The organism is Nonomuraea sp. 3-1Str (genome assembly GCF_031570565.1).
In the GTDB taxonomy this organism is placed as follows: Bacteria; Actinomycetota; Actinomycetes; order Streptosporangiales; family Streptosporangiaceae; genus Nonomuraea.
The window spans coordinates 137,281-163,003 of record NZ_JALHBK010000015.1 but is presented as its reverse complement, the minus strand read 5'-3'; the positions used below and the strand labels follow the sequence as shown (position 1 = coordinate 163,003).

Genomic DNA, 25,723 nt, shown 5'->3' with positions numbered 1-25,723 from the left:
CGCCCTCAGCGCAGCTTCCTGAAGCCGCGGGCCTCCTCGGCCGCCTCCAGCACCGCGTCCAGCGGCAGGCCGGCGCTCGCGGCCACCGCCGCCGCGATCGCGCCCTCCACGAACGGCACGTCGGCCAGCACCGCCCGGCCCGGCTCCTCCACCAGGCGCGCCGTGAGCACCGAGCTGCCCAGGTCGGCGATCAGCACCAGACCGTCGCCCTGGTCGGCGGCGCGCATCGCCCGCTCCACCAGGTCCACGCTGGTGCCCAGGCCGCCGTCCTCGGTGCCGCCCGCCGCCGCCACGGGCGTCGGGGCCCCGGCGATGCCGCGTGCCAGCGCGGCCGTCTCCTCCGCCAGCCCGGCGCTGTGCGCGACCAGAACCAGCCCGACCATCACGCGCCCTCCCGTCTCGCCGCCACGGCGGCCAGCGCGCCCATGATCAGCGCCGACGACGCCGCGCCCGGGTCCTCGTGCCCGACGCTGCGCTCGCCGAGGTAGCTCGCCCGTCCCTTGCGTGCCGTCATCGGCACCGTCGCCCGCGCCCCCTCCGCCGCGGCGGCCGCCGCCCGCGCCAGCGCCTCCGGCGTCTCCACCGCGTCCCGTACGGCCTCCGACAGCGCGCGGGCCGCGGGACCCAGCGCGTCGATCATCGTCTTGTCGCCCTCGGCCGCCTTGCCCAGCCGCTCCACCGCCATGACGCCCGTCCCGAACGCCTCGGCGAACCCGGCCGGCGTCACCGGGTCCGCCAGGGCCTTGCCGATCTGCCGGAGCGCCGAGCCGTACAGGGGACCGGAGGCGCCGCCGACGCGGCGGATCAGCGTCGAGCCGGCCGTCATGAGCGCCTGCGCGGGCGAGTCGGGCGGCGACTCCTGCAGCGCCCGGAGGACCTCGGTGAAGCCGCGGTCGAGGTTGGTGCCGTGGTCGGCGTCGCCGATGGCGGCGTCCAGCTCGGTCAGCCGCTCCCGGTTCCGGGCGATCTCGCCGGCCGTCTCCTCCAGCCAGGCCACGAAGAACGCGGTGTCCAGCCCCGTGCCCGCCCCGGCGCTCATTCAGCGGCCCCAGCGCAGGGCCGGCGTCTCGACCGGGGCGTCCCACAGCCGCGTCAGCTCCTCGTCCAGCCGGCACACGGTGACCGAGAAGCCCTGCATGTCCAGGCTCGTCACGTAGTTGCCGACCAGCGACCGCGCCACCCGGGCCCCCTTGCCCCGCGCGTACGCCTCCACCTCCGCGAACACCACGTACAGCTCCAGCAGCGGCGTCCCGCCCATGCCGTTCACCATGACGAGCAGGTCGCCCTCCAGCGGCAGGTCACCGTGGACGGCGTCCATCGCCACGGCCGCCAGCTCCCTGGCCGGCGCGAGCGGCACCCGGCTGCGGCCCGGCTCGCCGTGGATGCCGATGCCGAGCTCGACCTCGTCCGCCGGCAGGTCGAACGTCGGCCTGCCGGCCGCGGGTGTCGTGCAGGAGGTGAGCGCGATGCCGAACGAGCGGCTGCGCCGCCCGACCTCCTCCGCCACGCGGGCCACGTCGGCCAGCGGCGCGCCCTCCTCGGCCAGCGCCCCGGCGATCTTCTCCACGAACAGCGTCGCGCCCGTCCCGCGCCGCCCGGCCGTGTAGAGCGAGTCCTGGACGGCCACGTCGTCCTCGACGAGCACGCCGGTGACCTCGATGTCCTCGCACAGCTCGGCGGCCATCTCGAAGTTCAGCACGTCGCCGGTGTAGTTCTTGACGATGTGGAGCACGCCCGCGCCGCCGTCGGCCGCCCGGGTCGCCTCGATGATCTGGTCGGGCACGGGGGAGGTGAACACCTCGCCCGGGCATGCCGCGTCGAGCATGCCGTACCCGACGAAACCGGCGTGCAGCGGCTCGTGCCCCGAACCGCCGCCGGAGACCAGCCCGACCTTGCCCGCGCGCGGGCCCTCGGCGCGGCAGACCACGTGGTCGCGCACGCGCAGTCCCGGGTGCGCCGCGGCCATCCCGGCCAGGGCGTCGTCGACCAGCGACCCGGCGGAGTTGATGAGCTTCTTCATGGTGTCGAGATGTGCCCGTTTTCACCCCCCGGCAAGCGTCGTGGGGTGGTGCGGAGCACACGGTCCGGCTGCCCATCACGGGGGAACCTAGGCTACCTTCGGCACATGGCTGAGATCGTGTACCCGCCGGTGATCGCCGCCGCGCGGACCCTCTTTCGCGTGCTCGACTACCGCTTCCACCTCGAAGGGACCGAGCACGTGCCGCGCACCGGGGGAGCGGTGCTGGTGAGCAACCACATCAGCTACCTCGACTTCATCTTCGCGGGGTTCGCCGCGGTGCCGTCCAGGCGGCTGGTGCGCTTCATGGCCAAGCAGGACGTGTTCGAGCACCGGATCTCGGGGCCACTGATGCGCGGCATGCACCACATCCCCGTCGACCGGGGCGCCGGGGCCGGCTCGTACGCGACCGCGCTGCGCAAGCTCAAGGCGGGCGAGGTGGTCGGCGTCTTCGCCGAGGCCACGATCAGCCGGTCGTTCACGGTCAAGGAGATCAAGAACGGGGCCATCCGCATGGCCCAGGCCACGAACGTGCCGCTCATCCCGGTGGCGCTGTGGGGCAGCCAGCGGCTGTGGACCAAGGGCCGGCCCAAGGCGCTGACGCAGCGGCACGTGCCCATCACGATCATCGTGGGGGAGCCGATGCACCCCAAGCGCGGGGAGGACGTCAACGCGCACACGACCGACCTGCACGGCCGGCTGACGGCCCTGGTGGACCGGGCGCAGCGCACATACCCGGAGATCCCGCAGGGCGTGTGGTGGCAGCCCGCTCATCTGGGCGGCACGGCGCCGACGCCGGAGGAGGCCGCCGCCATGGACGCCGCCGAGGCGGAGGCCCGCGCCAAGCAGGACCAGGACTAGCCGGCCGTACCGGGGGGCGCTAGATCGCGGCCTGGTAGCTGCTGGCGCGCATGCCCGCCAGCAGCCCCGCCGTCTGCTCCGGCGTGAAGCGGCGCACCGGGTCCGGGTGCAGCAGCCCCTCGATGAGCGGCCGCAGCACCCCGGCGCGGCGCGGCGGCGGGTAGCCGCCGCTGCGGGCCATGCCGAGCACCGTCGCCGCGTCCTGGCCCGGGTAGGGCGGCTGCCCCTCCACGGCGCTGTAGAGCGTGGCGCCGAACGACCACATGTCGGCCTCCTTGCTGGCCGGCCCGCCGTGCAGCCTCTCGGGCGCCATGAACGCCGGAGTGCCCCGCAGCCTGCGGGAGGTCGTCATCCGGATGTCACCCTCGGCCGTGGCGATGCCGAAGTCGGTCAGCACCACGCGGTCGCCCGTCAGCATGACGTTGGCCGGCTTCACGTCGCGGTGCAGCACCCCGGCCTGGTGGGCGGTGCGTAACGCGGCGAGCAGGTGCTGCCCGATCGCGGCCACGGACTGGGCGGGCAGCGTGCCCACCTGTGAGAGCAGCTGGTGGAGGGAGAGCCCGTCGAGGTACTCCATGACGATCCAGAGCTTGCCGCCCTCTTCGATGAGGTCGTGCACCGTGATGATGTTCGGGTGCGTGAGGCGGGCGGCCATCCTGGCCTCCCGGAGGACACGACGGCGCACCATCTCGGCCTCGCCGGTCAGCGTCAGCTCCTTGAGCGCGACCTCACGATGGAGTAGCTGGTCGAATGCCCGCCAGACGACTCCCATACCGCCACGACCGGCCTCCTCGGTCAGGAGGTACCGTCCGCCGATCTCCCGCATGCCATCCCCTCGTTGCCCGAGGTAATCATGTCATCTCACCACAGGTCATAGTGTGCCGAAAGCTAGGCGGATGTGCGGTGAACTGAATGATCGCTGGTCAGCGGCATGGAAAATGGTTCACGCGCGACACGCCACACGAGCCCGACGCCGGCCAGGCAGACGCCCGCGGACCCCAGGAACACCGCAGGCAGCCCCGCGATCTCCCCCAGGAGCCCGCCGAGCGCGGCCCCCACGGGCATCCCGCCCATCCCGACCAACCGGTACGCCGAGTTGACGCGGCCGAGCAGGGCGGCCGGGATGAGCCGCTGCCGGGTGGACACCACGAGCACGTTCGCGGCGCCGCCGGTGACGCCCCACACGACGGCGACCGGGTACAGCAGCCACCCGACGGGCACCAGCACGGGCACCAGGTACAGCAGGGCGGACACCAGCCACACGGTCAGCAGGGTCCGGCCCTCGCCCAGCAGCCGGGTCAGCCGCTCGGCCACCAGCGACCCGGCCACGGACCCGGCGGCCAGCGCGGTCATCATGAGGCCGTAGCCCTGCGGGGTCAGCCCCACCCGCGACCCTTCGCCGACGAGCCACAGCACAAGGACGCCGAAGTAGGCGGCGCTGGCGGTGTTCATCAGGCCGGCGGAGACGGCCAGGGTCCGCAGGAAGCGGTGCCCCCAGAGGTAGCGCAGGGCCTCCGCGATGTCCCGCCCCACACCGCCCTGGCGCCGCGCCTCCCCGGGAGTGCCGGAGGCGGCGGCGACCGGGGAGTAGCGGCCGCGCATGCCCAGCAGCAGCAGTCCCGCCGCGCCGTACAGCGCCGCCGGGGCGCCGAAGACGGCCGCCGGTACGAGCGTCACCAGGAGGCCGGCCAGCGGCGCGCCCAGGAAGTCGTTGCCGATCATCTGCGCGCTCACCACGCGGCCGTTGGCGGCCGTGAGCCGGTCCTGGGGCACCGTCATCGGCAGGATCGTCTGGGCGGAGGTGTCCGCGAAGACCTCCGACACCCCGGCGACCAGCAGAAGCCCCAGCATGAGCCACAGGTTCAGCAGGCCGGACACGGCCAGCGCCCCGCCCGCCGCCAGCACCGCGGCGCGGGCGCCGTTGGCGAGCACCATGACGCGCCGCCGGTCCGTACGGTCGGCGATCGCCCCGGCGTGCAGCGCGAACAGCAACCAGGGCAGCGTGACGGCGGCCCCGACGAGCGAGACCTGCGTCGGCGACCGGGTCAGCGAGACCGCCAGCAGCGGCGCCCCGACCTTCAGCACGCCGTCCGCCAGGTTGGACGACGCCGTCGAGGACCACAGGAACGTGAACGCGCGCCCGAGACGCGGCATGGGGGCCTCCGCTAGTGTGTAAGGGAAAGTGTGCATAGGTTTCTTTGCAAAGATAGGTGTGCACAGCTGTGCAAAGCAAGAGCTTTTCCGCGCGGACCCTCGACGCCAAGGCGCTGAAGTCGTTCGCCCATCCACTGCGCCTGCGCCTGTACGAGCTGCTCGACGAGCACGGCCCCTCCACCGCCACCCGCCTGGCCGCGCTCCTCGGGCTGAACACCGGCGCCACCAGCTACCACCTCAGGGAGCTGGCCCGGCACGGCATGATCGAGACGGTCCCGGAGCTGGGGAAGGGCAAGGAGAAGTACTGGCGGATCGTGCCGGGCGGCTTCTCGTACGGCACTTCGCCCGAGGACGACCCGGAGACGGCGAGCGCGCTCGAGTTCCTGCTGGACGACCTCATCCGGCAGCGCGGCGAGGAGCTGACGCGCTGGCGCGACGAGGAGGCGACGACCCCCGAGGAATGGGTGCAGGCCGGCGGCCTGGCCCGCCGATCGCTCCGGCTGACGCGGGAGGAGACGGTGGAGATGCGCGACGAGGTCATGGAGGTCCTGGATCGGTACCGCGTCATGGCGGACCGGCGGCTGGCGGGCTCCCCAGGTGAGCCGGACCCGTCGCTGGAGCATGTGGTGGTGCACTTCGACGTGCTCCCGGTGGGAGTGGGCCACGCTTCCGGCGACGCGGACGCGCCGGGCGATGGTGCGAAGGGGCCGTGACGGTCCGGTGGCCGCCGGAATGCTTGATCGACTTTGTGGGGGCGGCCCTCTAGGGTGGTGCGTTCGGTCCCCCACCCCCCAGGACGTGCCGCATGCCCCGTCGTCACCTGTTGAGCACTCCCGCCCTGCTGGTCGCGGGCGGGTACCTGGTCGCGCTGGCGGTCGCCGCCGTGATCGCGTTGACCGCCGGTGACCTCGGCGTGTTGTCGCGGGTCACGCTGTCCGTGGAGGCGGGGGAGGACGTCGCGGCGACGTGGCCGAACGTGCTCGCCCTGGTGCCGGCCGGCATGGCGGTGGCCTGGGCGCTGTGGCAGGGCCTGCGCGGGCCGCTGGCCGGTCCACCGCCCGAGCTGGACCGGGACACGCGATGGCTGCGGGTGGCGCTGTACGCCGCGGCGGCCTCCTGGCTGCTCTTCCCGCTCATGGCGTCCTGGCCCTGGTGGGCGGCGGTGCTCGACACCGTGGTGATGTCGGTGCTCGTGCTGCGGTTCCACCCGGTGCTGGCACGCGACCTGGCGCATGCCGATCGCGTGCGGGCCGTGGGCGTGGTGGGGTACGGGGGTGCCGCCGCCGCCGCGCTCCTTGTGGTCCTGGACGTTCCCGTGCCGGGCCTGCTGCCCGTGATCTGCGGCCTGGCCGCTCTGATCTGGACCGTGCTGGTCCTGCGGGCACAGCGGCGGGACGGCCGCTGGCAGCCCGCCACCGTCCGGTACGGCATCGTCTCTGTGGTCCTGGCGCTGGCTGCCCCACTGATCGGCCTGCTGCCCTTCGGCCCGGCCACCCTCTTGGACGCCGCCGCGGTGATCGGCGGCGCCCTGGGGATGGTCTGGCTGGCCCGCTCCGCCCACGACCTCGCCGACCCACGCCACCAGCCGGCCCCGCACCCGTCCACCGCGATGTGACGGCGAGGGCCGCGGGCCGGAACGCTTAGCGTGGCCGTCTCATCACACTGGGTATGGGTAACGTAAAGTGTTTGCTAAAGTACGGTGAGTGTCCGAGTCCTCTCCGTAGGAGCCCGCGTGCCCGACGCCCCCGCCGTTCTCGACCCGGACCTGGACCTCGCGCTCCGGCTCGACCTCGACGTCGTCCAGTCCGGTGACGTCGCGGCCGCCGTCAGGGCTCAGGAGTGTGCGCTGCCCGAGCCGATGGTCGCCGATCCGTACGCGCACCTCTTCGTCGACGAAACCGTCAAGAGGAGGACCCGGGCGCTCGACCTGATCGGCATGACGCGGGGCGCCGTGGCCATCCGGGGGCGGCTGGGCGACGAGGTGATGGCCGGGGCCGTGGCGCGCGGGGTGCGGCAGGTGGTCGTGCTCGGCGCCGGGTGCGACACCCGTGCGTGGCGCTGCGGCCTGCCCGCCGACCTCGTGCTGTTCGAGGTGGACGGCGATCCCCGGCGGCAGCGCGCCAAGGTGCGCATGCTGGCCGCCGCGGGCGCCCGCGCGCACCGCCATCACCGGCTGGTCACCGCCGACCTGTCCCGGCCGTGGTGCGGCCACCTGCTGGAGGCCGGGTTCGACCCCGGGGCGGCCACCCTCTGGCTGGCCGAGGGGCTGACCTACTTCTTCGGCGACACGGCTCTCGAGCGGCTGGCCTCCGACGTCTCGGCCCTGTCGGTGCCGGGCTCCGTGCTGGTGGCCGACGTGACGGGGCCCGGCTACTACACCGCCGGTTACGGCGACCGGTTCGTCGCCTACATGCGGACCCTCGGCGCGTTCAACGGGCCCGTCGATCCGTACCGCTGGCTGAGCCCGCACGGGTGGCACGTCGACACCTACGACAGCGGGATGCTCGCGAGCGGTCTGTGCCCGTGGCTGCCCGGCCCCGTGCCGGACCGGTTGCTGCGCTCCCAGTACGGCTTCCTGTACGTGCACGCGCGGCTGGATTCCTAGCCCGGGGGCCGGACCGGCGGGGGGCTCCGGCGTCACGTCTTCCCCGGCGACCGCGCTCCCCGACACGCCTGTCCTGGTGCGACGTCCCTGGTCAGCGGTGTTCGTAGGGTGCTGGTATGGGGTTCTTCGTCGTCACGTTCCTGGGCCTGGTGGTCGGCGCGCTGGTTCACACGCTGCTCGACCGGGCCCCCGGGCGGCGCACCCGGCCCCGCGTGATCGAGCTGTGGCTGCTGTGGTTCGTGGCCGGCGGCGGTGTGCTGTCCATGATCGGCGGGCTCGGGCACATCGGTCCCTACGCGCCGCAGGTCGCCGCCAGCATCGGGTGGGCGCACAGCCCCTTCCAGTGGGAGGTGGGGTGGGCCGACATCGCCGTCGGGCTCATCGGGTTCCTGAGCATCTGGAACCGGGGGTCGTTCATGACCGCCGCCGTGATCGCCATGGCCGTCCTCTACTGGGGTGACGCCATCGGCCACGTCATGCAGTGGGCCGCCCACGGCAACACGGCGCCGAACAATGTCTGGACCATCCCGACGGACACGCTGCAGCCGCTGATCAGCGTCGCCCTGCTGATCCTGTACCGGCGCTCAGGCCGGGCGGCCGCCGTTCAGTGACGCGCGCAGGCACTCGGCGGTCAGCGAGTTCCGGGCCTCCAGCAGCCCGAGCGGCGTCCCCTCGAACATGACCTCCCCGCCGGCGCTGCCCCCGCGCGGGCCCAGGTCGATGAGCCAGTCGGCCTTCTTCACGACGTCGAGGTTGTGCTCGATGACGATGACGGTGTTGCCGGTGTCCACGAGGTGGTCGATGACGGCCATGAGGCTGTCGATGTCTGACATGTGCAGGCCGGTGGTCGGCTCGTCCATGACGTAGACGGTGCCCTTCTTGCCCAGCTCCGTGGCCAGCTTGATGCGCTGGCACTCGCCGCCCGACAGCGTGTTGAGCGGCTGGCCGAGCTGGAGGTAGCCGAGCCCGACGTCCACGATCGACCGGAGCGTCTCGGCGATCCTCGGCTCCCGGAAGAAGTCGGCCGCCTCGGCCGCGCTGAGCGCCAGCACCTCGCTGATGTCGCGTCCGCGCAGCTTGTGGCGCAGGACCTCCTCGGTGAACCGCTTGCCGGAGCACACCTCGCACAGGGTGATCATGGGGTCCATGAACGCCAGGTCGGTGTAGATGACGCCCTCGCCCTGGCAGGCCGGGCAGGCGCCGGAGGAGTTGAAGCTGAACAGGGAGGCGCTGACCCGGTTGGCCTTGGCGAACAGCCGCCGGATCTCGTCCATGATGCCGGTGTAGGTCGCCGGGTTGGAGCGCCGGTTGGTGGTCACGGCCGACTGGTCGATCATGACCGCCGAGGGGTGCTGATCACGGAAGACCTTGTGGATCAGCGTGCTCTTGCCGGAGCCCGCGACGCCGGTGACGACGGTGAGCACGCCGGTGGGGATCTCGACGGTGATGTTCTTGAGGTTGTGCAGCGAGGCGTTCTTCACGGCCAGGCGCCCGCTGGGCCGGCGGAACTCCTCCTTGATCGGGAGGTGCTTGCGCATGCAGGCGCCGGTGAGCGTGTCGGCCCGGTGGAGTCCCTCGATGTCGCCCTGGTAGACGATCTCGCCGCCGTGGCGGCCCGCCTTGGGGCCGAGGTCGATGACGTGGTCGGCGATCTCGATGACGTCGCGGTCGTGCTCGACCACCAGCACGGTGTTGCCCTTGTCGCGGAGCTGCCGCATGAGGGTGGTGAGCTTGTTGACGTCGTGCGGGTGCAGGCCGATCGTCGGCTCGTCGAAGATGTAGGCGACCTCGACCAGGGAGCTGTTGAGGTGGCGGATCATCTTGATCCGCTGGGACTCGCCGCCCGACAGGGTGGAGGTCTCGCGGCTGAGGGTGAGGTAGTCGAGCCCGAGGTCCACCATGTGGCCGAGCCGTTCGAGCAGGTTGTCGCGCAGCGTCGTCACCCGGGTGGAGCTGATCTCCCTGACGGCCTCCATCAGGTCGCCGATCTCCAGCGCGGAGAACTCGGCGATGTTGCGGCCGTTGATCCGGCAGCTCAGCACCTCCTTGTTGAGCCGCCGGCCGTCGCAGGTGCGGCAGGGCGACACCGACACCACGCGTTCGAGCGCGGCGCGGTTCTTGGCGCTCATCTCCTCGGGGCTCTTGCGGATGTAGAGCCGGTCGAACTTGGGGACGAGGCCCTCGTACTTGGAATTGATCTGCCCGCCCTGCCATTCGAGCGGGACGGACCCCTCGGCGCCGTGGAGCAGGGCGTCCCATTCTTTGTCGGTGTAGTCGCGGAGTTTCTTGTCGACGTCGAAGAGGCCGGAATTGGCGTACAGCTTCCAGAACCAGCCGCCGACCGCGAACGCCGGATGGTCGATGGCGCCCTCGCCGAGCGAGCGGGACCTGTCGAGGAGCTTGTCGAGGTCGAGCTGTACGCGCCTGCCCAGCCCCTCGCAGTCCATGCACATGCCGGCGGGGTCGTTGAAGGAGAAGGAGTTGGAGTAGCCCACGTAGGGCTCGCCCGCGCGGGAGAACAGCAGCCGGAGCAGCGCGTACAGGTCGGTGATGGTGCCGACCGTGGAGCGGGAGTTCCCGCCGATCCGCTTCTGGTTGATGATGATCGCGGTGGACAGGCCCTCGATGGTGTCCGCGTCCGGCTGCCCGTACTTGGGCAGCCGGTTGCGGACGAACGCGGTGAACGTCTCGTTGAGCTGACGCTGGGATTCGGCCGCGATGGTGTCGAACACCAGCGACGATTTTCCCGAACCGGACACGCCGGTGAAAACGGTTATCTCATGTTTGGGCACCTCGACCGAGATGTCCTTGAGGTTGTTCTCCCGCGCCCCGTGAATGGTGATGTACTTCGGCTGCATATAGGTCCCCGCCTCCGGTGAAATGGCCTCCTGTTCACGCTAGAGGAGAACCCGGTCACATCCTGACCGCATATTTCAGCGCGGCCGTAACCAGGCGGGCAGCTCGGTGAGCCGGGCGGTCTGCGATCCCTTCCGTCCCCAGCGCAGGTCCTCGAACGGCACGGCGAGCCGCGCGCCGGGGAAGTCCTCCCGCAGGACGCTGATCATGACCCGAGACTCCAGCTGCGCGAGCTGCTCGCCGATGCAGTAGTGGGCGCCGTCGCCGAACGTCAGCCGCCGGCTCGCCGGGTCCGCCCGGTCGGCGTTGATGCCCTCGATGTCGATCAGGACCGGCGCGCCCGGAGGCAGCAGCGTCCCGCCGAGCACCACCTCCTGCGCGGCGAAGCGCCACAGCGTGTACGGCACGGGCGGGTGCTCGCGCAGCATCTCCTCCACGAAGGTCCCCGGGTCGGCGTCGGGCGCGAGGTGCCCGGCCAGGGTCTCGGCGAGCAGGAACCCGAGGAAGGACCCGGTCGTGTCGTGCCCCGCGAAGATCAACCCCATGATCATGTAGATGAGCTTGTCGGGCGGCACCTCGCCGAACTCGGCCACGGCCCGCTCGTACAGGACCCTGGTCATCGTGTCGGCCGTGCCCTCGATCGCCGAGCCGACCGCCTGGGACAGCAGATCCTCCAGGGCCGAGGTGTCGTACTCGGCGTCGCTCGCGGTGCCCAGCGCGAGCGCCTTCATCGCGCCGACGGCCTTCCTGGCCATGGCCGGGTCGGTCACCGGCACGCCCAGCAGGTCTGAGATGACCAGCAGGGGGAAGTTGTAGGCGAACCCGTCGATCAGCTCGGCCGGCGTACCCGAGGCGTCGGAGGCGTCGGCCAGGTCGGTGAACAGGTTGCGGGCGATCGTCGTGACGCGGTCCGCCGAGGCGGCCAGCCGGCGCGGGTTGAAGGCGGGGGCGTGCACGCGGCGCAGCCGCCGGTGGTCCTCGCCGTCCACCGCGATCAGGGTGAACGGCCGGTACTCGGGGGCGGGGCTGTCGAGCCCGTCCTCGATCCCGTGCCACGCCTCCGGCGCCAGCCCCGGATCCTTGACGAACCGGGGGTCGGCCAGCACCGACTTGGCCAGCGTGTAGTCCGTGACCACCCACACCGGGCCGCCCGCGGGCGCCTGCGCCCGCACCAGCGGGCCGCCGGCCCGCAGCTGGTCGTGCACCTGCGGCTTCTCGCGCATCGACTGCATCGGGCACTCGAACGGATTGACCTCGACCACGGGCTCGGCGCTCACGACAGCACCGAGAACCCGGCGCCGTGCGGGTCGAGCAGGTCGGCCCGGCGTCCCAGCGGCGTGTCGGTGGGCGGGTTCTCCACGGAGCCGCCCAGCTCGACGGCCCGCCGCGCCGTCTCGTCGCAGTCGGCGACGCCGAACGTGACCGCCCAGTACGGCCGGACCGCCCCATTCTCGCCCAGCTTCCGCACGCCGCCCACGGTCCTGCCCTCCACCTGCCAGACCGTGCCGCCCGCGCCGGGGGCGGTGGTCAGGCCGAGCGTGTCGCGGTAGAACGACGCGGCGCCCTCCGCGTCCGTGGTGACCAGCTCCACCCAGCGCACCGAGCCGGGCCGCCCCATCACGTCGGCCCCCTGCATCGCCATCGGCTCCCACACGGCGAACGCGGCGCCCGCCGGGTCGGCGTAGACGGCCATCCGGCCCAGTCCCATGACCTCCATCGGCGTCATGATGGTCTCCCCGGCGGCCTTCGGCACCCGCTCGTCCAGCGCCTCGGCGTCGTCGGTGGTGAAGTAGACGGTCCAGATGGCCGGCATGCCCTGCTGCTGGTCGGGGCCGTAGGGGCGGTGGTACGGGGTGTCGATCTGGTGGTAGGCCACCGCCGCGACCAGCTTGCCGTCGTGGTGGAAGGTCGTGTAGCCGCCCGCCTCGGGCTCGCTGATCTCGGTCGCCGTCCAGCCCAGCAGCCCGGTGTAGAAGGCCACCGAGGCCGCCACGTCCGGCGAGCCCAGGTCGAACCAGGACGGCGAGCCGGGAGCGTATGTGGTCACAATGATTCCCTTTCACTGATGGCGGCGGCGCTGGCGTCCCAGAGCCGCGCGGCGAGGTCGGCGCCGGCCGTCGGGCCCTTCACCGGGTGCGGCCGGCGGTCCATGTAGTAGCCGCCGGGCGCGATCCCGTCGGCGGGGGCCGTGGCCAGCCACAGCAGCGTGTCCGCGGCCCGGTCGGGCGTGCGCAGCAGCGGGTTGAAGCGGAAGTACCAGGACGCGATCGTGCCCCGGCCGATGAGCGTGCGGACCTCGCCGGGATGGAAGCTGACCGCGAGCACGTCGGGCCAGCGCCTGGCGGCCTCCGCGGCGAACAGGATGCCGGCCTGCTTGGACGCGCCGTACGCCCGGCCCGCGCCGTAGCGGCCGCGCTCGGCGTTGAGGTCGTCCGGGTCGAGCCGGCCGGTGGTGTACGCGTCGGAGGAGGTGACGATCAGCCGCCCGCCGGCCAGCCGGTCGCGCAGCAGGTGCGCCAGCAGGAAGCCGGACAGGTGGTTGACCTGGATCGTGCTCTCGAAGCCGTCGGCGGTGAGCGTGCGCGTCCGGAACATGCCGCCCGCGTTGCTCGCCAGCACGTCGATGCGCTCGTAACGGCCGCGCAGGTCCTCGCCGGCCGCGCGGACGTCGTCGAGCCGGGCGAAGTCGGCCCCCAGCCCGTACGGCCGGACCCGGCCGACCTCGGTCAGCTCGCTGACGACGGACCTGAGCCTGACCGGGTCCCGCCCGACGGCGACCACGTGGGCCCCGCGCCGGGCGAAGCCGACGGCGGCGGCGCGCCCGATCCCCGAGGTGGCGCCGGTGACCACCACCGTGCGGCCGGCCAGCTCCCGGGCCGTCACGCCCGTCCCAGCTCGCCGACGAACTCCACGAGCTCCTTGGGGGTGGTGATGTCCCCGAGCTCGCTGTCCGGCAGCTTGCGCCCGCACGCGCGCTCCACGTGGTGGACGATCTCCAGGAGCGCCAGCGAGTCGTAGCCGAGATCCTCGAAGGTCCTGGTCTCGAACCCGTCGACCAGCTCGATCGTGTCGTCGTCGCCCGCGACCTGCCGCATGATCTGCTTCAGCTCGCCGAGACTGAACTGGGTCATCTTCCCGCCTCTTCGTCGTCGGCTGTTTCCGGGGGGCGGCGGTCCGCCCGCGATCAGCTTGGCGACGCTCCGTGCAGTCGCGCTGGAACGGCGATGGACTATCGCTTGTCAGGCGCCCCTCCAGCCGCGGACGGGATCGTGAGGCCGCACGACCGACTCGCGGAGGGCAGGCCGAGATGAACGCGGTGAACGCTGTGAACGCACAGCAGAACGAGGCTCAGTACGTCGAGGCGCAGCACTTCTACGCGCGCCAGATGCAGCTCCTGGACGCGGGATCGACCGACGAGTGGGCCGCCACGTTCACCGAGGACGGCGTCTTCGAGGTCGGCGGCACCGCGGTCCACGGCTCCGGGGAGATCGCCAAGGCGGCCCGCAAGGTCGCGGACGAGTTCGCCGCGGCGAAGATCGTCCGCCGGCACTGGATCGGGATGCTGACCGTGACCCCCGACGGGGAGGGACTGACGGCCCGCAGCTACGCCCTGGTGCTGGAGATCCCCGACGGCGGCGACGTCGTGGTGAGGCGCAGCACCGTGTGCACCGACCGGCTGGTCCGGTCGGACGGCGGCTGGCGGGTCAGGCACCGCCGGGTCAGCCGGGACGGGCTGGACCCCGCATGAGCGGCGCCCCGCCCACCTACGCGATCCGGTCCCGGCCCAACGGGCGGCTGACGGCCCGCATCGCCCGGTCCATGCTGGCCGGCGACGGGCTGGAGACGTTCTGGTCCTGGTACACCGAGCGGGCCGCGCGCAGCACCCACCGCGTCACGCGCGTCCCCCTGGACGAGCTGGCCGGATGGACCCGCGACCCGGAGACGGGCGACCTCGGCCACGACAGCGGCAAGTTCTACAGCGTCACCGGCATCGACGTGCACATCCCGGGCGCCCCGGTGCCGCGCTGGAGCCAGCCCATCATCGTCCAGCCCGAGGTCGGCATCCTGGGCATCCTGGTCAAGGAGTTCGACGGGGTGCTGCACTGCCTGATGCAGGCCAAGTTCGAGCCGGGCAACGCCAACGGGCTGCAACTGTCGCCCACGGTCCAGGCCACGAAGAGCAACTTCCAGCGGGTGCACCGCGGCAAGGCGGTGCCGTACCTGGAATTCTTCCGCGACAGCGCGCGGCACGGGGTGCTCGCCGACGTGCTCCAGTCGGAGCAGGGCGCGTGGTTCTACCAGAAGCGCAACCGCAACATGATCGTCGAGGTGGACGGCGACGTCCCGGTGGGCGAGAACTTCATCTGGCTCACCCTGGGGCAGCTCCACCGGCTCCTGAGCGTGGAGAACCTGGTCAACATGGACACCCGCACGGTGCTGTCCTGCCTGCCGTTCACCAGCCAGGACAGCCATCCCCTGATCGTCGTCCCGGAGGACGACTTCCACCAGGCGCTGGTCCGCTCGTGCAGCGCCGTGGAGGGCAGCCTGCACTCGATGCCGGAGATCCTGAGCTGGATCACCGGCATCAGGGCGCAGTCGGAGGTGGTCACCCGGGTCACGCACCTGACGCGCGTGCCCCGATGGCACCGGGCGGACGGGGTCATCGCGCACGAGAGCGGCCTGTTCTTCCGGGTGATCGGCGTGGACGTGGCCGGCGGCTCGCGGGAGGTCGCCTCGTGGAGCCAGCCGATGATCGAGCCGTCGGGCAACGGCATCGTGGCGTTCGTCGTCCGCCGGATCGACGGGGTGCTGCACGTCCTCGTGCACGCCCGCGTCGAGCCCGGCTACGTCAACGTGATGGAGCTGGCGCCCACCGTGCAGAGCACCCCGGGCAACCTGGGGGCGCTGCCGCCCGAGGCCCGCCCCCGGTTCCTGGACGTCGTGCTGAACGCCCCGCCCGAGCTGGTGAGGTACTCGGTGGCGCTGTCGGAGGAGGGCGGCCGCTTCTACAACGCCGTCAACACGTACGTCGTGGTCGAGGCGGACGTGGACGTGGTGGACGGTGCCGACTACCGCTGGATGACCCTGCACCAGCTCGCCGAGCTGCTCCGGCACAGCAACTACCTCAACGTGCAGGCGCGCAGCCTGGTGGCCTGCCTGCACAGCCTCTCCTCGCCGTCCGTCGCCGCCCAGGTCCGAAGGTGAGATGCCGATGCGTGTCCTGTTCACCACGTTCGCCGCGCCGTCCCACTTCTACGCCCAGGTCACCGTGGCCTCGGCGCTGCGCACCGCCGGCCACGAGGTCGTCGTCGCCAGCCAGCCGGACCTGGCCGACACCATCGCGGCCGCGGGCCTGCCCGCGGTCTCCGTCGGCCCGTGGCTGGAGCTGGAGCCGGAGACGCAGAAGGCCACCTCCAGCTTCTCCGACGACCGCAACCTCGGCGGGCTGGCCATGAGCAACTCCCGCCACGACCCGTTCCCCTGGGAGCACGCCATCGGCATGTTCAGCGCGATGACGGCGTTCGTGTTCCAGAACGTGTGCGCCGAGCCCATGGTGGACGACCTCGTGGCGCTGGCCCGTGACTGGCGGCCGGACCTGGTGATCTGGGACCCGCTGACGCTGGCGGGGCCCGTGGCGGCCCGGGTCGTCGGCGCCGCCCACGCCCGGCTGCTGTTCGGGCCCGACCAGATGGGGCGCAACCGTATCCGCTTCCGCGAGATGCTCGACCGGCGGCCGCCCGAGCTGAGGGACGACCCGCTGGCCGAGTGGCTCGACTGGACGCTCGGCCGGCACGGCGAGCGGGTCCGCGAGCACGACGAGGAGCTGGTGCTCGGCCAGTGGACCATCGACCCGACCCCGGCCTCCCTGCGCATCCCGCTCGACCTGCACTACGTGGGCGTGCGCTACGTGCCCTACAACGGGCGCTCCGTCCTGCCCGGCTGGCTGCGGGAGCCGCCGCCGTACCCGCGGCGGATCTGCCTGACGCTGGGCGTGTCGCTGGGCGAGGTCGAGGACGGCGGCACGGTCGCCGCGGCCGACCTGCTCGCCGCGGTGGACGGGCTGGACGTCGAGGTGGTCGCCCTGCTGCCCGCCGACCTGCGCGAGCGGCTGGGCACCCTGCCGGCGAACGTGCGGGCCGTCGACTTCGTGCCGCTCAACGCGCTGCTGCCGTCGTGCGACGCGATCGTGCACCACGGCGGCTCCGGCACGTTCATGACGGCGCTCGCCCACGGCGTCCCGCAGCTCATCGTCCCCGACATGATGTGGGACTCCATGGAGAAGGCCACGGGGCTGGCCGCCGCCGGGGCCGGCACGTACATCGAGGACCAGGACAAGCTGTCGCCCGAGCGGCTGCGCGAGCGGATCCTCGGGCTGCTCGACGACCCGTCCTACGCCGCCGCGGCGGCGCGGATGCGGGCCGAGGTGGTCGGCACGCCGAGCCCCAACGACATCGTTCCGGTCCTGGAACGGCTCACGCTGCTGCACAGGGAGGGGAAGGCCGGATGAGCGGGACGGCGATCGTCACCGGAGGCGGGTCGGGCATCGGGCGGGCCACCGCGCACGCCTACGCCGAGCGGGGCTGGGACGTGCTCGTCGTCGGCCGCGACGCCGGCGCGCTCAAGGAGACCGCTGCGGGCCACGACCGCGTGCAGCCGTTCAGCGCCGACCTGACGGACAGCGGCGCGCCCGAGGCCGTGGCCGAGGCCGCCAGACAGCGCTTCGGCCGCGTCGACGTGCTGGTCAACAACGCGGGCGCGGGCGTCTTCGGCGCGCTGGGCGGCCTCGACCGGGCCCAGGTCGAGGCGCAGGTAGCGGTCAACCTCGTCGCGCCGGTCATGCTCACCCAGGCCGTCCTCGACGATCTCGCCGCCACCGGGGGAGTGGTGGTCAACGTCAGCTCGGCCGGCTCCCTGGGGCTGCGCTCCTGGCCGCACAACGCGGTGTACGGGGCCACGAAGGCGGGCCTGGACGTGCTGACCCGGTCCTGGGCCGTCGAGCTGGGGCCGCGCGGGATCCGGGTGGTCGGCCTGGCCCCCGGGATCGTGGACACGGCCGCCGGGGTCCGGGCGGGGATGTCCGAGGAGGACTACGCCGCGTTCCTGGAGGGGATGCGCGGGCGGATCCCGGCCGGGCGGGTCGGGCGGCCGGAGGAGATCGCCTGGTGGATCGTCCAGATCACCTCCCCGGAGGCCGCCTACGCCAGCGGGACGGTGTTCGCTGTCGACGGCGCCCTCTCGGTGACCTGAGGCAGGAGCACGCACGGCGGGCCGCGTCCCTCCGGGGACGCGGCCCGCCGTGCGTCCGCGCAGGCTCACACGCGCAGGCTCACACGCGCAGGCTCACACGGTCGCCGACCGGCGGCCCTCGGCGTACTCCTTGGCCGCGAGCAGCGTCGTCATGCTGTTGCGGCTCAGCGCCTCCCGTGCGAACGCGTGCGCGTCGGTCACCGTCGCCCCCTCGCCCAGGACGCCCGTGACGGCCTCCGGGGCGATCGCCACCGTGTGCTGCGAGGTGACCACGGCCCCGTCGCCGTCCGGCCGTACCGTCCAGCGGCCCGTGTGCACGGCCAGCAGCTTCGGCGTCCGCAGTTGCTTGTAGACGATCAGGTGCTCGGGGAAGCACACCCGCACCGAGGCCGTGGTGTGCGTCGAGCCGTCGGCCGTGCGGGTGTCCATCTCCATGAGCTGCACGTCGGGCGTCTCGGACTCGAGCGCCATCCTGGCCACATGCCGCAGCCGCTCCGGCCACAGGTCGGCGCGGTGGAGGAAGTCGTAGACGTCGCTCGCCGCGCCGTCCACCCGTACCGTGTCCTCGAACGTCGCCAGCCGGTCGCCCGCCCCGGCGCCCTGTCCGGCGCCTTCGAGAGCGGCCCGCAGCGAGGCCAGCTCGGCCTCGCTGTTGCGGTCGACGGCCTTGGCGACGAAGTCCAGGCCGTCCTCGTCCACCGCGCTGAAGTCGTGCGTCAGCCGGACCCGGGTGGTGCCGGCGCCGACCGGCTCGACGATCCACTCGCCGCCCATCGCGGCCACCGGGTGCGCGGGCACCTCCTGCCGGAAGCGCACGCGCAGCCCCTCGGGGTCCAGCTCGCGCCGCGAGGTCCACGTCTTGGGCCGGCCGTTGGCGGTCGCCCAGATGCGGATGCGCTCCTCCCCGCCGCTCTGCTCGATCCGCTCGACGTGGACGGTCGGCGGGAAGACCGCCGGCCACGCGGTCGCGTCGGCGAGGACCGCGTAGACGGCGCGCGGGTCTGCCGACAGGGTGATCTGGTGCTCGGTCTCGTGCGTGGGTGAGGTCGCCACGGGCGCTCCTGTCACTTCGGAGGGGTCGCTCGGATCAGGTCGGTCGGGTCAGGTCGGGTCGGGTCGGTCGGATCAGAAGGTGCCGAGCCCGCCGCAGACGTTGATCGCCTGCGCGGTGACGGACGACGCCGTGTCCGAGACGAGGTAGCCCACCATCCCGGCGACCTCCTCGGGCGTGGAGTACCGGCCCAGCGGGATCTTGTCCTGGAACTTCGCGAGCACCTCGTCCTCGGTGACGCCCCAGAAGGCCGCGTACCGCTGGCGCACGCCCTGCGCCATCGGGGTCTCGACGTAACCCGGGCAGACGGCGTTGACCGTGATGCCCGTCTTGGCCAGCTCCAGGGCCAGCGCCTTCGTCAGGCCGACCACCCCGTGCTTGGAGGCCGAGTACGGCGCGCCCAGCACCACGCCCTGCTTGCCCGCGGTCGAGGCGACGTTGATGATCCGGCCCCGCCCGCGCTCCAGCATCCCGCCGGTGGTCAGCACCGCCTTGGTCATCCGGAACACGCTGGTGAGGTTCGTGTCCAGGATGTCCAGCCACAGCTCGTCGGGGATCTCCGCGGTGACGCCCCCGCCGCCGCGGCCGGCGTTGTTGACCAGGATGTCGATGGGCCCGTACCGGTCACGGGCGGCCCGCACCAGCTCCTGGATCGCGACGGGGTCGCGGACGTCGCAGACCCGCCCGTCGGCCTCGGCCCCGGACTCCCGCAGCCCCTTGACGGTCAGCTCGACGGCGTCCGGCGTGCGCGCGCACAGGTAGACGCGCGTCCCGGCGCCTCCCAGGGCCCGGGCCACGGCCAGCCCGATGCCGCTGGTGCCGCCGGTGACGAGGGCGACCCGGCCTTCCTCGGACATGGGGTTCTCCTTTCGGTCGGCGCAAGGGTCACACCGGCTGCTCGAATGGCGGTGGACGACCTGAGTTCGAGCGGGTCGCGAGAGTCGTGCCGCAGCGTCATGGCGAGAGCACCTGATCGCCCTTGCCGAACGGGCGCCGATCGAGGAGTACGGATGCCGCACACGGAGTTCGGGGGAGCCGTCACGTTCGTGAACAGGTTCCTCCTGCACGGCCCGCCCGAGGAGTTCGAGCGCGTGTTCGCCGCCACCTCGGAGTTCATGGGCTCTAGGCCCGGCTTCCTGTGGCACATGCTGTTGCGGCCCATGGAGACCGGGCAGGAGCGCCACTACGTCAACGTCGCCGCCTGGCGGGACGAGGCCGCGTTCCGCGCGGCGGTGGCGGACCCCGGCTTCGCCCCGCACGCGGGCGCGCTGCGGGCGCTGAGCACCAGCGAGCCCGCCCTGTACGAGACGCGGCAGACCCGCGCCGCCGAGACGGAACGTCCATGACCAGGCGGGTGGTCATCACCGGCCTCGGCGTCGTCGCCCCGGGCGGCATCGGGGTCAAGCCGTTCTGGGACCTGCTGATGTCCGGCGCCACCGCCACGCGCAGGATCACCACGTTCGACCCCTCGCCCTTCCGCTCCCAGATGGCCGCCGAGGCGGACTTCGACCCCGTCCAGGCCGGCCTGCCGGCCGACGCGGTGGAGCGACTGGACCGCGCGGCCCAGTTCGCGCTGGCCGCCTGCGGCGAGGCCATGGCCGACAGCGGCCTGCGGGTGGAGGAGTCCGCCGCCCACCGGGTGGGGGTCAGCATCGGCAGCGCCGTCGGCTGCACCCAGAAGCTGGAGTCGGAGTACGTGGCGATCAGCGGCCGGGGCGCCACCTGGGAGGTGGACCACACGCTGGCCTCGCCGTACCTGTACGACTACTTCGTGCCCAGCTCGATGGCCGCCGAGGTGGCCTGGAGGGTCGGCGCGCAGGGCCCGGTGTCGATGGTCTCGGCCGGGTGCACCTCCGGCATCGACGCGATCGGCTACGCCTGCGAGCTGATCCGCGAGGGCGGCGCCGACGCGATGATCACCGGCGGCACCGACGCGCCGATCGCGCCCATCACCGTCGCCTGCTTCGACGCCATCAAGGCCACCTCCAGCTACAACGACACGCCGGGCAGCGCCTCCCGGCCCTTCGACCGCACCCGCAACGGGTTCGTCCTCGGGGAAGGGGCGGCCGTGCTGGTGCTGGAGGAGGCCGAGGCGGCCAGACGGCGCGGGGCACAGGTGTACGCGGAGATCACCGGCTACGCCTCGCGCGGGAACGCGTACCACATGACGGGCCTGCGCGCCGACGGCGCCGAGATGGCCGCCGCGATCACCGCGGCGCTCACCGAGGCCCGCTGCGACCCGTCCGAGATCGACTACGTCAACGCGCACGGCACGGCCACCAAGCAGAACGACCGGCACGAGACCGCGGCGCTCAAGACGGCGCTCGGCCAGGACGCCTACCGGGTGCCGATCAGCTCGATCAAGTCCATGATCGGCCACTCGCTGGGCGCCATCGGCTCGATCGAGGTGGCCGCCGGCGCCCTCGCGGTGACCAGGGGCGCCGTGCCGCCCACCGCGAACCTGCACGAGCCGGACCCCGAGCTGGACCTCGACTACGTGCCGCTGGTCGCGCGGGAGCGGCGCGTGGACGTCGCACTGACCGTGGGCAGTGGCTTCGGCGGCTTCCAGAGCGCCATGCTGCTCCGCCGTTTCTGACGGGTGCCTGCAGGGCGCCCGAGGGAGTGATCGCATGGGTGAGACCCGGGATGTCGTCGTCACCGGGGTGGGCGTGGTCGCCCCCATCGGTTTGACCGTCCAGGAGTACTGGACGGCCGTGCTGAGCGGGCGCAACGGCATCCGCCCCATCCGCCGGTTCGACCCCGGCCGCCTGCCCTCGCCGCTGGCCGGCGAGGTGGAGGGGTTCGTGGCCAGGGACCACCTGCCCGCCCGGCTGCTGCCGCAGACCGACCTCATGACGCAGTACGCGCTGTACGCCGCGGACCGGGCCATCGCCGAGTCCGGGTTCGAGCCCGGCTCGCCGCTGGACGTGGGCGTGATCACCGCCAGCGCCTCGGGCGGGTTCGGCTTCGGCCAGCGCGAGCTCCAGCACCTGTGGCACGACGGCCCGGACCACGTCAGCGCCTTCATGTCGTTCGCCTGGTTCTACGCGGTCAACACCGGCCAGATCTCCATCCGGCACGACCTGCGGGGACCGGTCGGCGTGATGGTGACCGAGCAGGCCGGAGGGCTCGACGCGATCGCGCACGCCCGCCGCAAGGTCGCGGCCGGCGCGCGGATGATGGTCACCGGGGGCATGGACTCGTCGCTGTGCCCGTACGGGCTGGCCGCCCAGGTGCGCTCGCGCCGGCTCAGCCCGGTGACCGACCCCGCCGCTGCGTACCTGCCCTTCGACCGCGGGGCGCGGGGGCACGTGCCCGGTGAGGGCGGCGCCATCCTCACCCTGGAGGACGCGGCGGCGGCCCGCGCGCGCGGCGCCCGCGTGTACGGGCGGATCGCCGGGCACGGGGCCAGCTTCGACCCGCCGCCCGGTTCCGGACGGCCGCCTGCTCTGGTCCGGGCCGTCGAGGCGGCGCTGGCCGACGCCGGAGTCCGGCCGCGGGACGTGGCCCTGGTGATCGCCGACGCCGCCGCCGACCCCGGCCTCGACGCCGCCGAGGCCGAGGCGCTGGCCGCCGTCTTCGGGCCGCGCGGGGTGCCGGTGACGGCACCCAAGACACTGACCGGCCGGCTGTACTCCGGTGCGGCCCCGCTGGACGTGGTGACGGCCCTGCTGGCGCTGCGCGAGGGCGTGGCCCCGGCGACGGCGAACGTCCGGGAGGTGGACCCGGAGCTGCCCGTGGACCTCGTGCTCGGCGATCCGCGGCCGGTCAGCGGGGACGCGGCGCTCGTGGTCGCCCGGGGCGAAGGCGGCTTCAACAGCGCGATGGTCGTGCGCCGATGACCGGCGGGCCGTTCATCGCCGGGTGCGCCGCCTGGCTGCCGCCGGCCGTACCCACGGAGCGGGCGCTGGCTGCGGGCGAGTGCGACGCCTCGCTCGCCGCCTCCACCGGCATGCTGGCGGTGGCCGTCGCCGACAAGGAGACCGGGCCGGAGATGGCCGCGAGGGCCGCCCGGACGGCCCTCGCGCGGGCCGGCGCCGGCCCGGCCGGCATCGACCTGGTCCTGCACGCCAGCCTCTACTTCCAGGGCCACCACCTGTGGGCGCCCGCCTCGTACGTGCAGCGGGCCGCCGTCGGCAACGCCTGCCCGGCCATGGAGGTCAGGCAGGTGTCCAACGGCGGGATGGCCGCCCTCGAACTGGCCACCGCCTATCTGGAAGCCTCCGGAGACCGCACGGGGGCGCTGGTCACGACCGGCGACCGGATGAACCCGCCCGGCTTCGACCGCTGGCGCAGCGACCCGGGCACCGTCTACGCCGACGGCGGCACGGCGCTGGTGCTGTCGCGCACGGCCGGGTTCGCCCGCGTCCGCAGCCTCGTGACCGTCTCCGACCCGGAGCTGGAGGGCATGCACCGGGGCGGTGACGCGTTCGGCGCCCCGTCCCTGGACGAGCCGGCCACGGTGGACCTGGACCTGCACAAGCGCGCCTACGTGCGCGAGGTGGGGCGGGCCGCGACCGCCGCGAAGGTGAGCGCCGGCCAGGAGGCCGCGCTGACCGGGGCCCTGGAGGCCGCGGGGGCCGCGCTCGGCGACATCCGGGGGTTCGCGCTGCCGCACATGGGCCTGCGCCGGCTCAGCGCCGGTTTCTTCACCCCGTTCGGCATCGACCCGGAGCGGACGACCTGGCCGTGGAGCCGGCACGTCGGCCACCTGGGCGCCGGCGACCCGATCGCCGGATTCGACCGCCTCGTCACCACCGGCGCGGTAGGCCCCGGCGAGCTGTGCCTGCTGGCCAGTGTGGGGGCGGGGTTCTCCTGGTCGTGCGCGGTCGTGGAGGTGCTGAGCCGCCCGGCGTGGGCGGGGGAGAGGGGCGAGACGTGACCGTCACCATGGTGATGCTGCCGGGGCAGGGGTCGCAGCACCCGCGGATGGCCTGGGGCCTGTACGGCAGTGAGCCGCGCTTCACCGCCGCCCTGGACGAGGTGCTCGCGGCCTTCGACGACGGCGACGCGCTGCGCGGCGACTGGCTGAGCGACGACCCGCGGGTCCCGCTCGACCACGTCACCCGGTCGCAGCCGCTGCTGTTCGCCCTCGACTACGCGCTCGGCCGGACCCTGATGGAGTACGGGGTGCGGCCGTGGGTGATGCTCGGCCACAGCGTCGGTGAGATGGCCGCCGCGGTGCTGGCCGGCGTCTTCACCCTGCGCGACGGCGCGCGCCTGCTGCAGGAGCGCGTCCGGCTGCTGGCCGAGGCCCCGCCGGGCGGCATGCTCGCGGTCTCGGCCGCGGCCGCCGCGCTGGACGGGCTGCTGACCGACGAGGTCGTGGTCGCCGCGGTCAACGCGCCGCGGCAGACGATCCTGGCCGGGCCGTCCGGTCCGCTCGCCCGGGTCGAGGAGCGGCTGCGGGAGGACGGGTTCATCACCGCCCCGGTGCCCGCGCTGACCGCCTTCCACAGCCCCTCCCTGCAGGCCGTCGCGTCCGCCGCCGTCGACGGCTTCGCCACCACCCCGGTACGGGCTCCCGGCATCCCTCTGCGCTCCTGCTACACGGCCGAGCCGCTGACCGCGGAGACGGCCGCCGACCCCGGGTACTGGGCCGCCCATCCGGTGCGGCCGGTGCTGTTCTGGCCCGCCCTCGACGCGATCCTGTCCTCCCGCGACGACGTCGTCTGCGTCGAGGCCGGACCGGGGCAGGGGCTGAGCACCGTCGCCCGGCGGCACCGCGCGATGCGCGCGGGCCGGGGCGAGGTGGTGCCGCTGCTGCCCGCCCGGCCCGGCGGGCCCGGCGCGGACCGGGCCGCCTTCGACGCGGCCCTGGCCCGGCTGGCCCGGCTGACCGGCGACGCGCCGCCGGAGCGGCCGGCGGGCGCCGCGCCGCCGGAGCGGTTGCCGGGCCACGCGCCGCCGGAACGGCTACCGGGCCACGCGCGCGGTGACGAAGCGTACCGGGACCTCGATGGCCAGCGACCCGCTCCCACCGCGTAGCCGGTCGAGCCCCTCGACGAGCCGCTCGCGCAGATCCTCGCGCTGCGGGGCGGGCAGGTTCTGCCACAGCAGCCGCATGCCCTGGGTGTGGGACCACTCCACCCATCGCTCGGGCGACTCGGCGGTCATCAGCACCGGCTCGTCCAGCACCCGCACCTCGCCGTAGCCGGCGCCCTCCAGCGTCCTCGCCAGGTCGCCGGCGTCCTCCAGCCAGCTGTTGAAACGCCGTACGAGTGCCTCCGGCCGCCATTCCGGCGGCAGGTGCTCCAGCAGCGCGGGCGGAATGAGCGGCGTGAACTCCGGCGGCAGGAACGGAAAAGTCCCGGCCCGGAAAACCGGGCTGGAGAATGCGATCCGGCCGCCGTCCGCCAGCAATTCCGTATACCGGGAAAGCGCCCCCGGAGCGTCGGGCAGGAAAATGATGCTGTAACCGCCCAGCAGCACGTCGAAAGCGCGGGCCGGCAGCTCCGGATTTTCCGCGTCCATCACCCGCGCCTCGATATTGGCCGCGCCCCGGGCGGCGATCTCCCTGTCCACCTCCGCGACCATGGCCGGGGCCAGGTCGATGCCCAGCGCGCGGCCGCGCGGACCCACCCGCTCCGCCGCGGGGAAGAGGCTGGCGCCCCTGCCGCACCCCACGTCGAGCACCCTCTCACCTGCGGCTGGAGCCGCCAGCTCGACGAGCCGGCGGCCCATCGGGGTGAAGAACTCCACCCCCATCCGGTCATAGCGCGCGGCGGAGTCGTCGAAGACCACCGCGACCTGTCGCTTGTACGCCGAGCTGTCCATAGGCCCTCCCGTCTGCACAATCACCAGTATTCGAGCGCCTCTGGAGAACGGGTCGAGAACGGGTTCACCCCCGCCCTTCCCGCTTGTCCCGCGCACGGCCCCGAGCGAACAATCGAAGCGAGCAATCGAACGCGGGCGATCGAACGCGGACACT

General features: G+C 73.0%; 27 protein-coding genes. 14 read left to right on the top strand and 13 right to left on the bottom strand.

Annotated features, from left to right (window positions below):
• Nucleotides 1-5 precede the first annotated feature (5 nt).
• Genes MTP10_RS24255 through dhaK form a run of 3 tightly spaced genes read right to left on the bottom strand, consistent with a single transcriptional unit; the run spans nucleotide 6 to nucleotide 2,020 of the window.
• On the bottom strand, nucleotides 6-383 hold the full coding sequence (locus tag MTP10_RS24255) for a phosphoenolpyruvate--protein phosphotransferase (RefSeq protein ID WP_310711943.1): 378 nt from the start codon (nucleotides 381-383) through the stop codon (nucleotides 6-8).
• Nucleotides 383-1,039 (bottom strand): dihydroxyacetone kinase subunit DhaL, encoded by a 657-nt coding sequence (dhaL, locus tag MTP10_RS24250; RefSeq protein ID WP_310711907.1) that lies wholly within the window; start codon nucleotides 1,037-1,039, stop codon nucleotides 383-385. The genes MTP10_RS24255 and dhaL overlap by 1 nt, the downstream gene beginning before the upstream one ends.
• Nucleotides 1,040-2,020 (bottom strand): dihydroxyacetone kinase subunit DhaK, encoded by a 981-nt coding sequence (dhaK, locus tag MTP10_RS24245; protein WP_310711906.1) that lies wholly within the window; start codon nucleotides 2,018-2,020, stop codon nucleotides 1,040-1,042.
• A gap of 105 nt (nucleotides 2,021-2,125) precedes the next feature.
• Between dhaK and MTP10_RS24240 the strand changes: the two genes are divergently transcribed.
• Complete coding sequence (locus tag MTP10_RS24240; protein ID WP_310711905.1) at nucleotides 2,126-2,878, top strand: lysophospholipid acyltransferase family protein; 753 nt, start codon at nucleotides 2,126-2,128, stop codon at nucleotides 2,876-2,878.
• Nucleotides 2,879-2,897: 19 nt separating this feature from the next.
• On the opposite strand, the gene MTP10_RS24235 is transcribed toward MTP10_RS24240, so the two are convergent.
• Both MTP10_RS24235 and MTP10_RS24230 read right to left on the bottom strand, forming a co-directional pair.
• Nucleotides 2,898-3,704, bottom strand: a complete 807-nt coding sequence (locus MTP10_RS24235) for a serine/threonine-protein kinase (RefSeq protein ID WP_175599181.1) — start codon at nucleotides 3,702-3,704, stop codon at nucleotides 2,898-2,900.
• Nucleotides 3,705-3,766: 62 nt separating this feature from the next.
• A complete protein-coding gene (locus tag MTP10_RS24230; RefSeq protein ID WP_310711903.1) occupies nucleotides 3,767-5,032 on the bottom strand; it encodes an MFS transporter in 1,266 nt (421 codons plus the stop codon).
• Nucleotides 5,033-5,100: 68 nt separating this feature from the next.
• Between MTP10_RS24230 and MTP10_RS24225 the strand changes: the two genes are divergently transcribed.
• From MTP10_RS24225 to MTP10_RS24210, 4 genes are all read left to right on the top strand, one after another.
• Entirely contained in the window at nucleotides 5,101-5,745 is a 645-nt protein-coding gene (locus MTP10_RS24225; RefSeq protein ID WP_310711902.1) for a helix-turn-helix domain-containing protein, read from the top strand.
• Nucleotides 5,746-5,837: 92 nt separating this feature from the next.
• The gene (locus tag MTP10_RS24220) at nucleotides 5,838-6,647 is read left to right on the top strand and encodes a hypothetical protein (protein WP_310711901.1); all 810 of its coding nucleotides are present in this window, start codon (nucleotides 5,838-5,840) and stop codon (nucleotides 6,645-6,647) included.
• A 117-nt stretch (nucleotides 6,648-6,764) separates the two neighbouring features.
• On the top strand, nucleotides 6,765-7,637 hold the full coding sequence (locus tag MTP10_RS24215; protein WP_310711900.1) for an SAM-dependent methyltransferase: 873 nt from the start codon (nucleotides 6,765-6,767) through the stop codon (nucleotides 7,635-7,637).
• A gap of 116 nt (nucleotides 7,638-7,753) precedes the next feature.
• Nucleotides 7,754-8,248 carry a DUF6790 family protein gene (locus MTP10_RS24210; protein ID WP_310711899.1) on the top strand — a complete coding sequence of 165 codons (495 nt, stop codon included), beginning with the start codon at nucleotides 7,754-7,756 and terminating at the stop codon, nucleotides 8,246-8,248.
• Here MTP10_RS24210 and MTP10_RS24205 read toward each other — a convergent pair.
• The 5 genes from MTP10_RS24205 to MTP10_RS24185 all read right to left on the bottom strand — a co-directional run bounded on the left by MTP10_RS24205 (nucleotide 8,222) and on the right by MTP10_RS24185 (nucleotide 13,624).
• Complete coding sequence (locus MTP10_RS24205; RefSeq protein ID WP_310711898.1) at nucleotides 8,222-10,495, bottom strand: excinuclease ABC subunit UvrA; 2,274 nt, start codon at nucleotides 10,493-10,495, stop codon at nucleotides 8,222-8,224. The two genes, MTP10_RS24210 and MTP10_RS24205, sit on opposite strands and share 27 nt — an antisense overlap.
• A gap of 75 nt (nucleotides 10,496-10,570) precedes the next feature.
• The gene (locus MTP10_RS24200; protein WP_310711897.1) at nucleotides 10,571-11,770 is read right to left on the bottom strand and encodes a cytochrome P450; all 1,200 of its coding nucleotides are present in this window, start codon (nucleotides 11,768-11,770) and stop codon (nucleotides 10,571-10,573) included.
• A complete protein-coding gene (locus MTP10_RS24195) occupies nucleotides 11,767-12,540 on the bottom strand; it encodes a VOC family protein (RefSeq protein WP_310711895.1) in 774 nt (257 codons plus the stop codon). Before MTP10_RS24195 ends, MTP10_RS24200 begins: the two co-directional genes overlap by 4 nt.
• On the bottom strand, nucleotides 12,537-13,376 hold the full coding sequence (locus MTP10_RS24190; protein ID WP_310711894.1) for an SDR family NAD(P)-dependent oxidoreductase: 840 nt from the start codon (nucleotides 13,374-13,376) through the stop codon (nucleotides 12,537-12,539). The genes MTP10_RS24195 and MTP10_RS24190 overlap by 4 nt, the downstream gene beginning before the upstream one ends.
• Entirely contained in the window at nucleotides 13,373-13,624 is a 252-nt protein-coding gene (locus MTP10_RS24185) for an acyl carrier protein (protein ID WP_310711892.1), read from the bottom strand. The genes MTP10_RS24190 and MTP10_RS24185 overlap by 4 nt, the downstream gene beginning before the upstream one ends.
• Nucleotides 13,625-13,809: 185 nt before the next feature.
• On the opposite strand from MTP10_RS24185, the gene MTP10_RS24180 reads away from it, so the two are divergent.
• From MTP10_RS24180 to MTP10_RS24165, 4 genes are read left to right on the top strand one after another with little or no spacing between them, the layout of a single operon-like run.
• The gene (locus MTP10_RS24180; RefSeq protein WP_310711891.1) at nucleotides 13,810-14,241 is read left to right on the top strand and encodes a nuclear transport factor 2 family protein; all 432 of its coding nucleotides are present in this window, start codon (nucleotides 13,810-13,812) and stop codon (nucleotides 14,239-14,241) included.
• Complete coding sequence (locus MTP10_RS24175; RefSeq protein ID WP_310711890.1) at nucleotides 14,238-15,698, top strand: NDP-hexose 2,3-dehydratase family protein; 1,461 nt, start codon at nucleotides 14,238-14,240, stop codon at nucleotides 15,696-15,698. Before MTP10_RS24180 ends, MTP10_RS24175 begins: the two co-directional genes overlap by 4 nt.
• A 7-nt stretch (nucleotides 15,699-15,705) precedes the next feature.
• Nucleotides 15,706-17,001, top strand: coding sequence for an activator-dependent family glycosyltransferase (locus tag MTP10_RS24170; protein ID WP_310711889.1), 1,296 nt, complete (start codon nucleotides 15,706-15,708; stop codon nucleotides 16,999-17,001).
• A complete protein-coding gene (locus tag MTP10_RS24165) occupies nucleotides 16,998-17,741 on the top strand; it encodes an SDR family oxidoreductase (protein WP_310711888.1) in 744 nt (247 codons plus the stop codon). The genes MTP10_RS24170 and MTP10_RS24165 overlap by 4 nt, the downstream gene beginning before the upstream one ends.
• A gap of 93 nt (nucleotides 17,742-17,834) precedes the next feature.
• Here the strand turns inward: MTP10_RS24165 and MTP10_RS24160 are convergent, their stop codons facing one another.
• Nucleotides 17,835-18,794: an aromatase/cyclase gene (locus MTP10_RS24160; RefSeq protein ID WP_310711887.1), complete on the bottom strand. Its 960-nt coding sequence runs from the start codon at nucleotides 18,792-18,794 to the stop codon at nucleotides 17,835-17,837.
• Nucleotides 18,795-18,866: 72 nt separating this feature from the next.
• Complete coding sequence (locus tag MTP10_RS24155; RefSeq protein WP_310711885.1) at nucleotides 18,867-19,649, bottom strand: SDR family NAD(P)-dependent oxidoreductase; 783 nt, start codon at nucleotides 19,647-19,649, stop codon at nucleotides 18,867-18,869.
• Nucleotides 19,650-19,802: 153 nt separating this feature from the next.
• Between MTP10_RS24155 and MTP10_RS24150 the strand changes: the two genes are divergently transcribed.
• Genes MTP10_RS24150 through MTP10_RS24130 form a run of 5 tightly spaced genes read left to right on the top strand, consistent with a single transcriptional unit; the run spans nucleotide 19,803 to nucleotide 24,780 of the window.
• Nucleotides 19,803-20,138: an antibiotic biosynthesis monooxygenase family protein gene (locus tag MTP10_RS24150; RefSeq protein WP_310711884.1), complete on the top strand. Its 336-nt coding sequence runs from the start codon at nucleotides 19,803-19,805 to the stop codon at nucleotides 20,136-20,138.
• Nucleotides 20,135-21,388 carry a beta-ketoacyl-[acyl-carrier-protein] synthase family protein gene (locus tag MTP10_RS24145; RefSeq protein ID WP_310711883.1) on the top strand — a complete coding sequence of 418 codons (1,254 nt, stop codon included), beginning with the start codon at nucleotides 20,135-20,137 and terminating at the stop codon, nucleotides 21,386-21,388. The genes MTP10_RS24150 and MTP10_RS24145 overlap by 4 nt, the downstream gene beginning before the upstream one ends.
• 34 nt (nucleotides 21,389-21,422) lie before the next feature.
• Nucleotides 21,423-22,634: a ketosynthase chain-length factor gene (locus MTP10_RS24140; RefSeq protein ID WP_310711882.1), complete on the top strand. Its 1,212-nt coding sequence runs from the start codon at nucleotides 21,423-21,425 to the stop codon at nucleotides 22,632-22,634.
• A complete protein-coding gene (locus tag MTP10_RS24135; RefSeq protein ID WP_310711881.1) occupies nucleotides 22,631-23,674 on the top strand; it encodes a ketoacyl-ACP synthase III family protein in 1,044 nt (347 codons plus the stop codon). Before MTP10_RS24140 ends, MTP10_RS24135 begins: the two co-directional genes overlap by 4 nt.
• Nucleotides 23,671-24,780 carry an acyltransferase domain-containing protein gene (locus MTP10_RS24130; RefSeq protein ID WP_310711879.1) on the top strand — a complete coding sequence of 370 codons (1,110 nt, stop codon included), beginning with the start codon at nucleotides 23,671-23,673 and terminating at the stop codon, nucleotides 24,778-24,780. The genes MTP10_RS24135 and MTP10_RS24130 overlap by 4 nt, the downstream gene beginning before the upstream one ends.
• On the opposite strand, the gene MTP10_RS24125 is transcribed toward MTP10_RS24130, so the two are convergent.
• Nucleotides 24,709-25,569, bottom strand: a complete 861-nt coding sequence (locus MTP10_RS24125; RefSeq protein ID WP_310711878.1) for a methyltransferase domain-containing protein — start codon at nucleotides 25,567-25,569, stop codon at nucleotides 24,709-24,711. The two genes, MTP10_RS24130 and MTP10_RS24125, sit on opposite strands and share 72 nt — an antisense overlap.
• Nucleotides 25,570-25,723 lie beyond the last annotated feature (154 nt).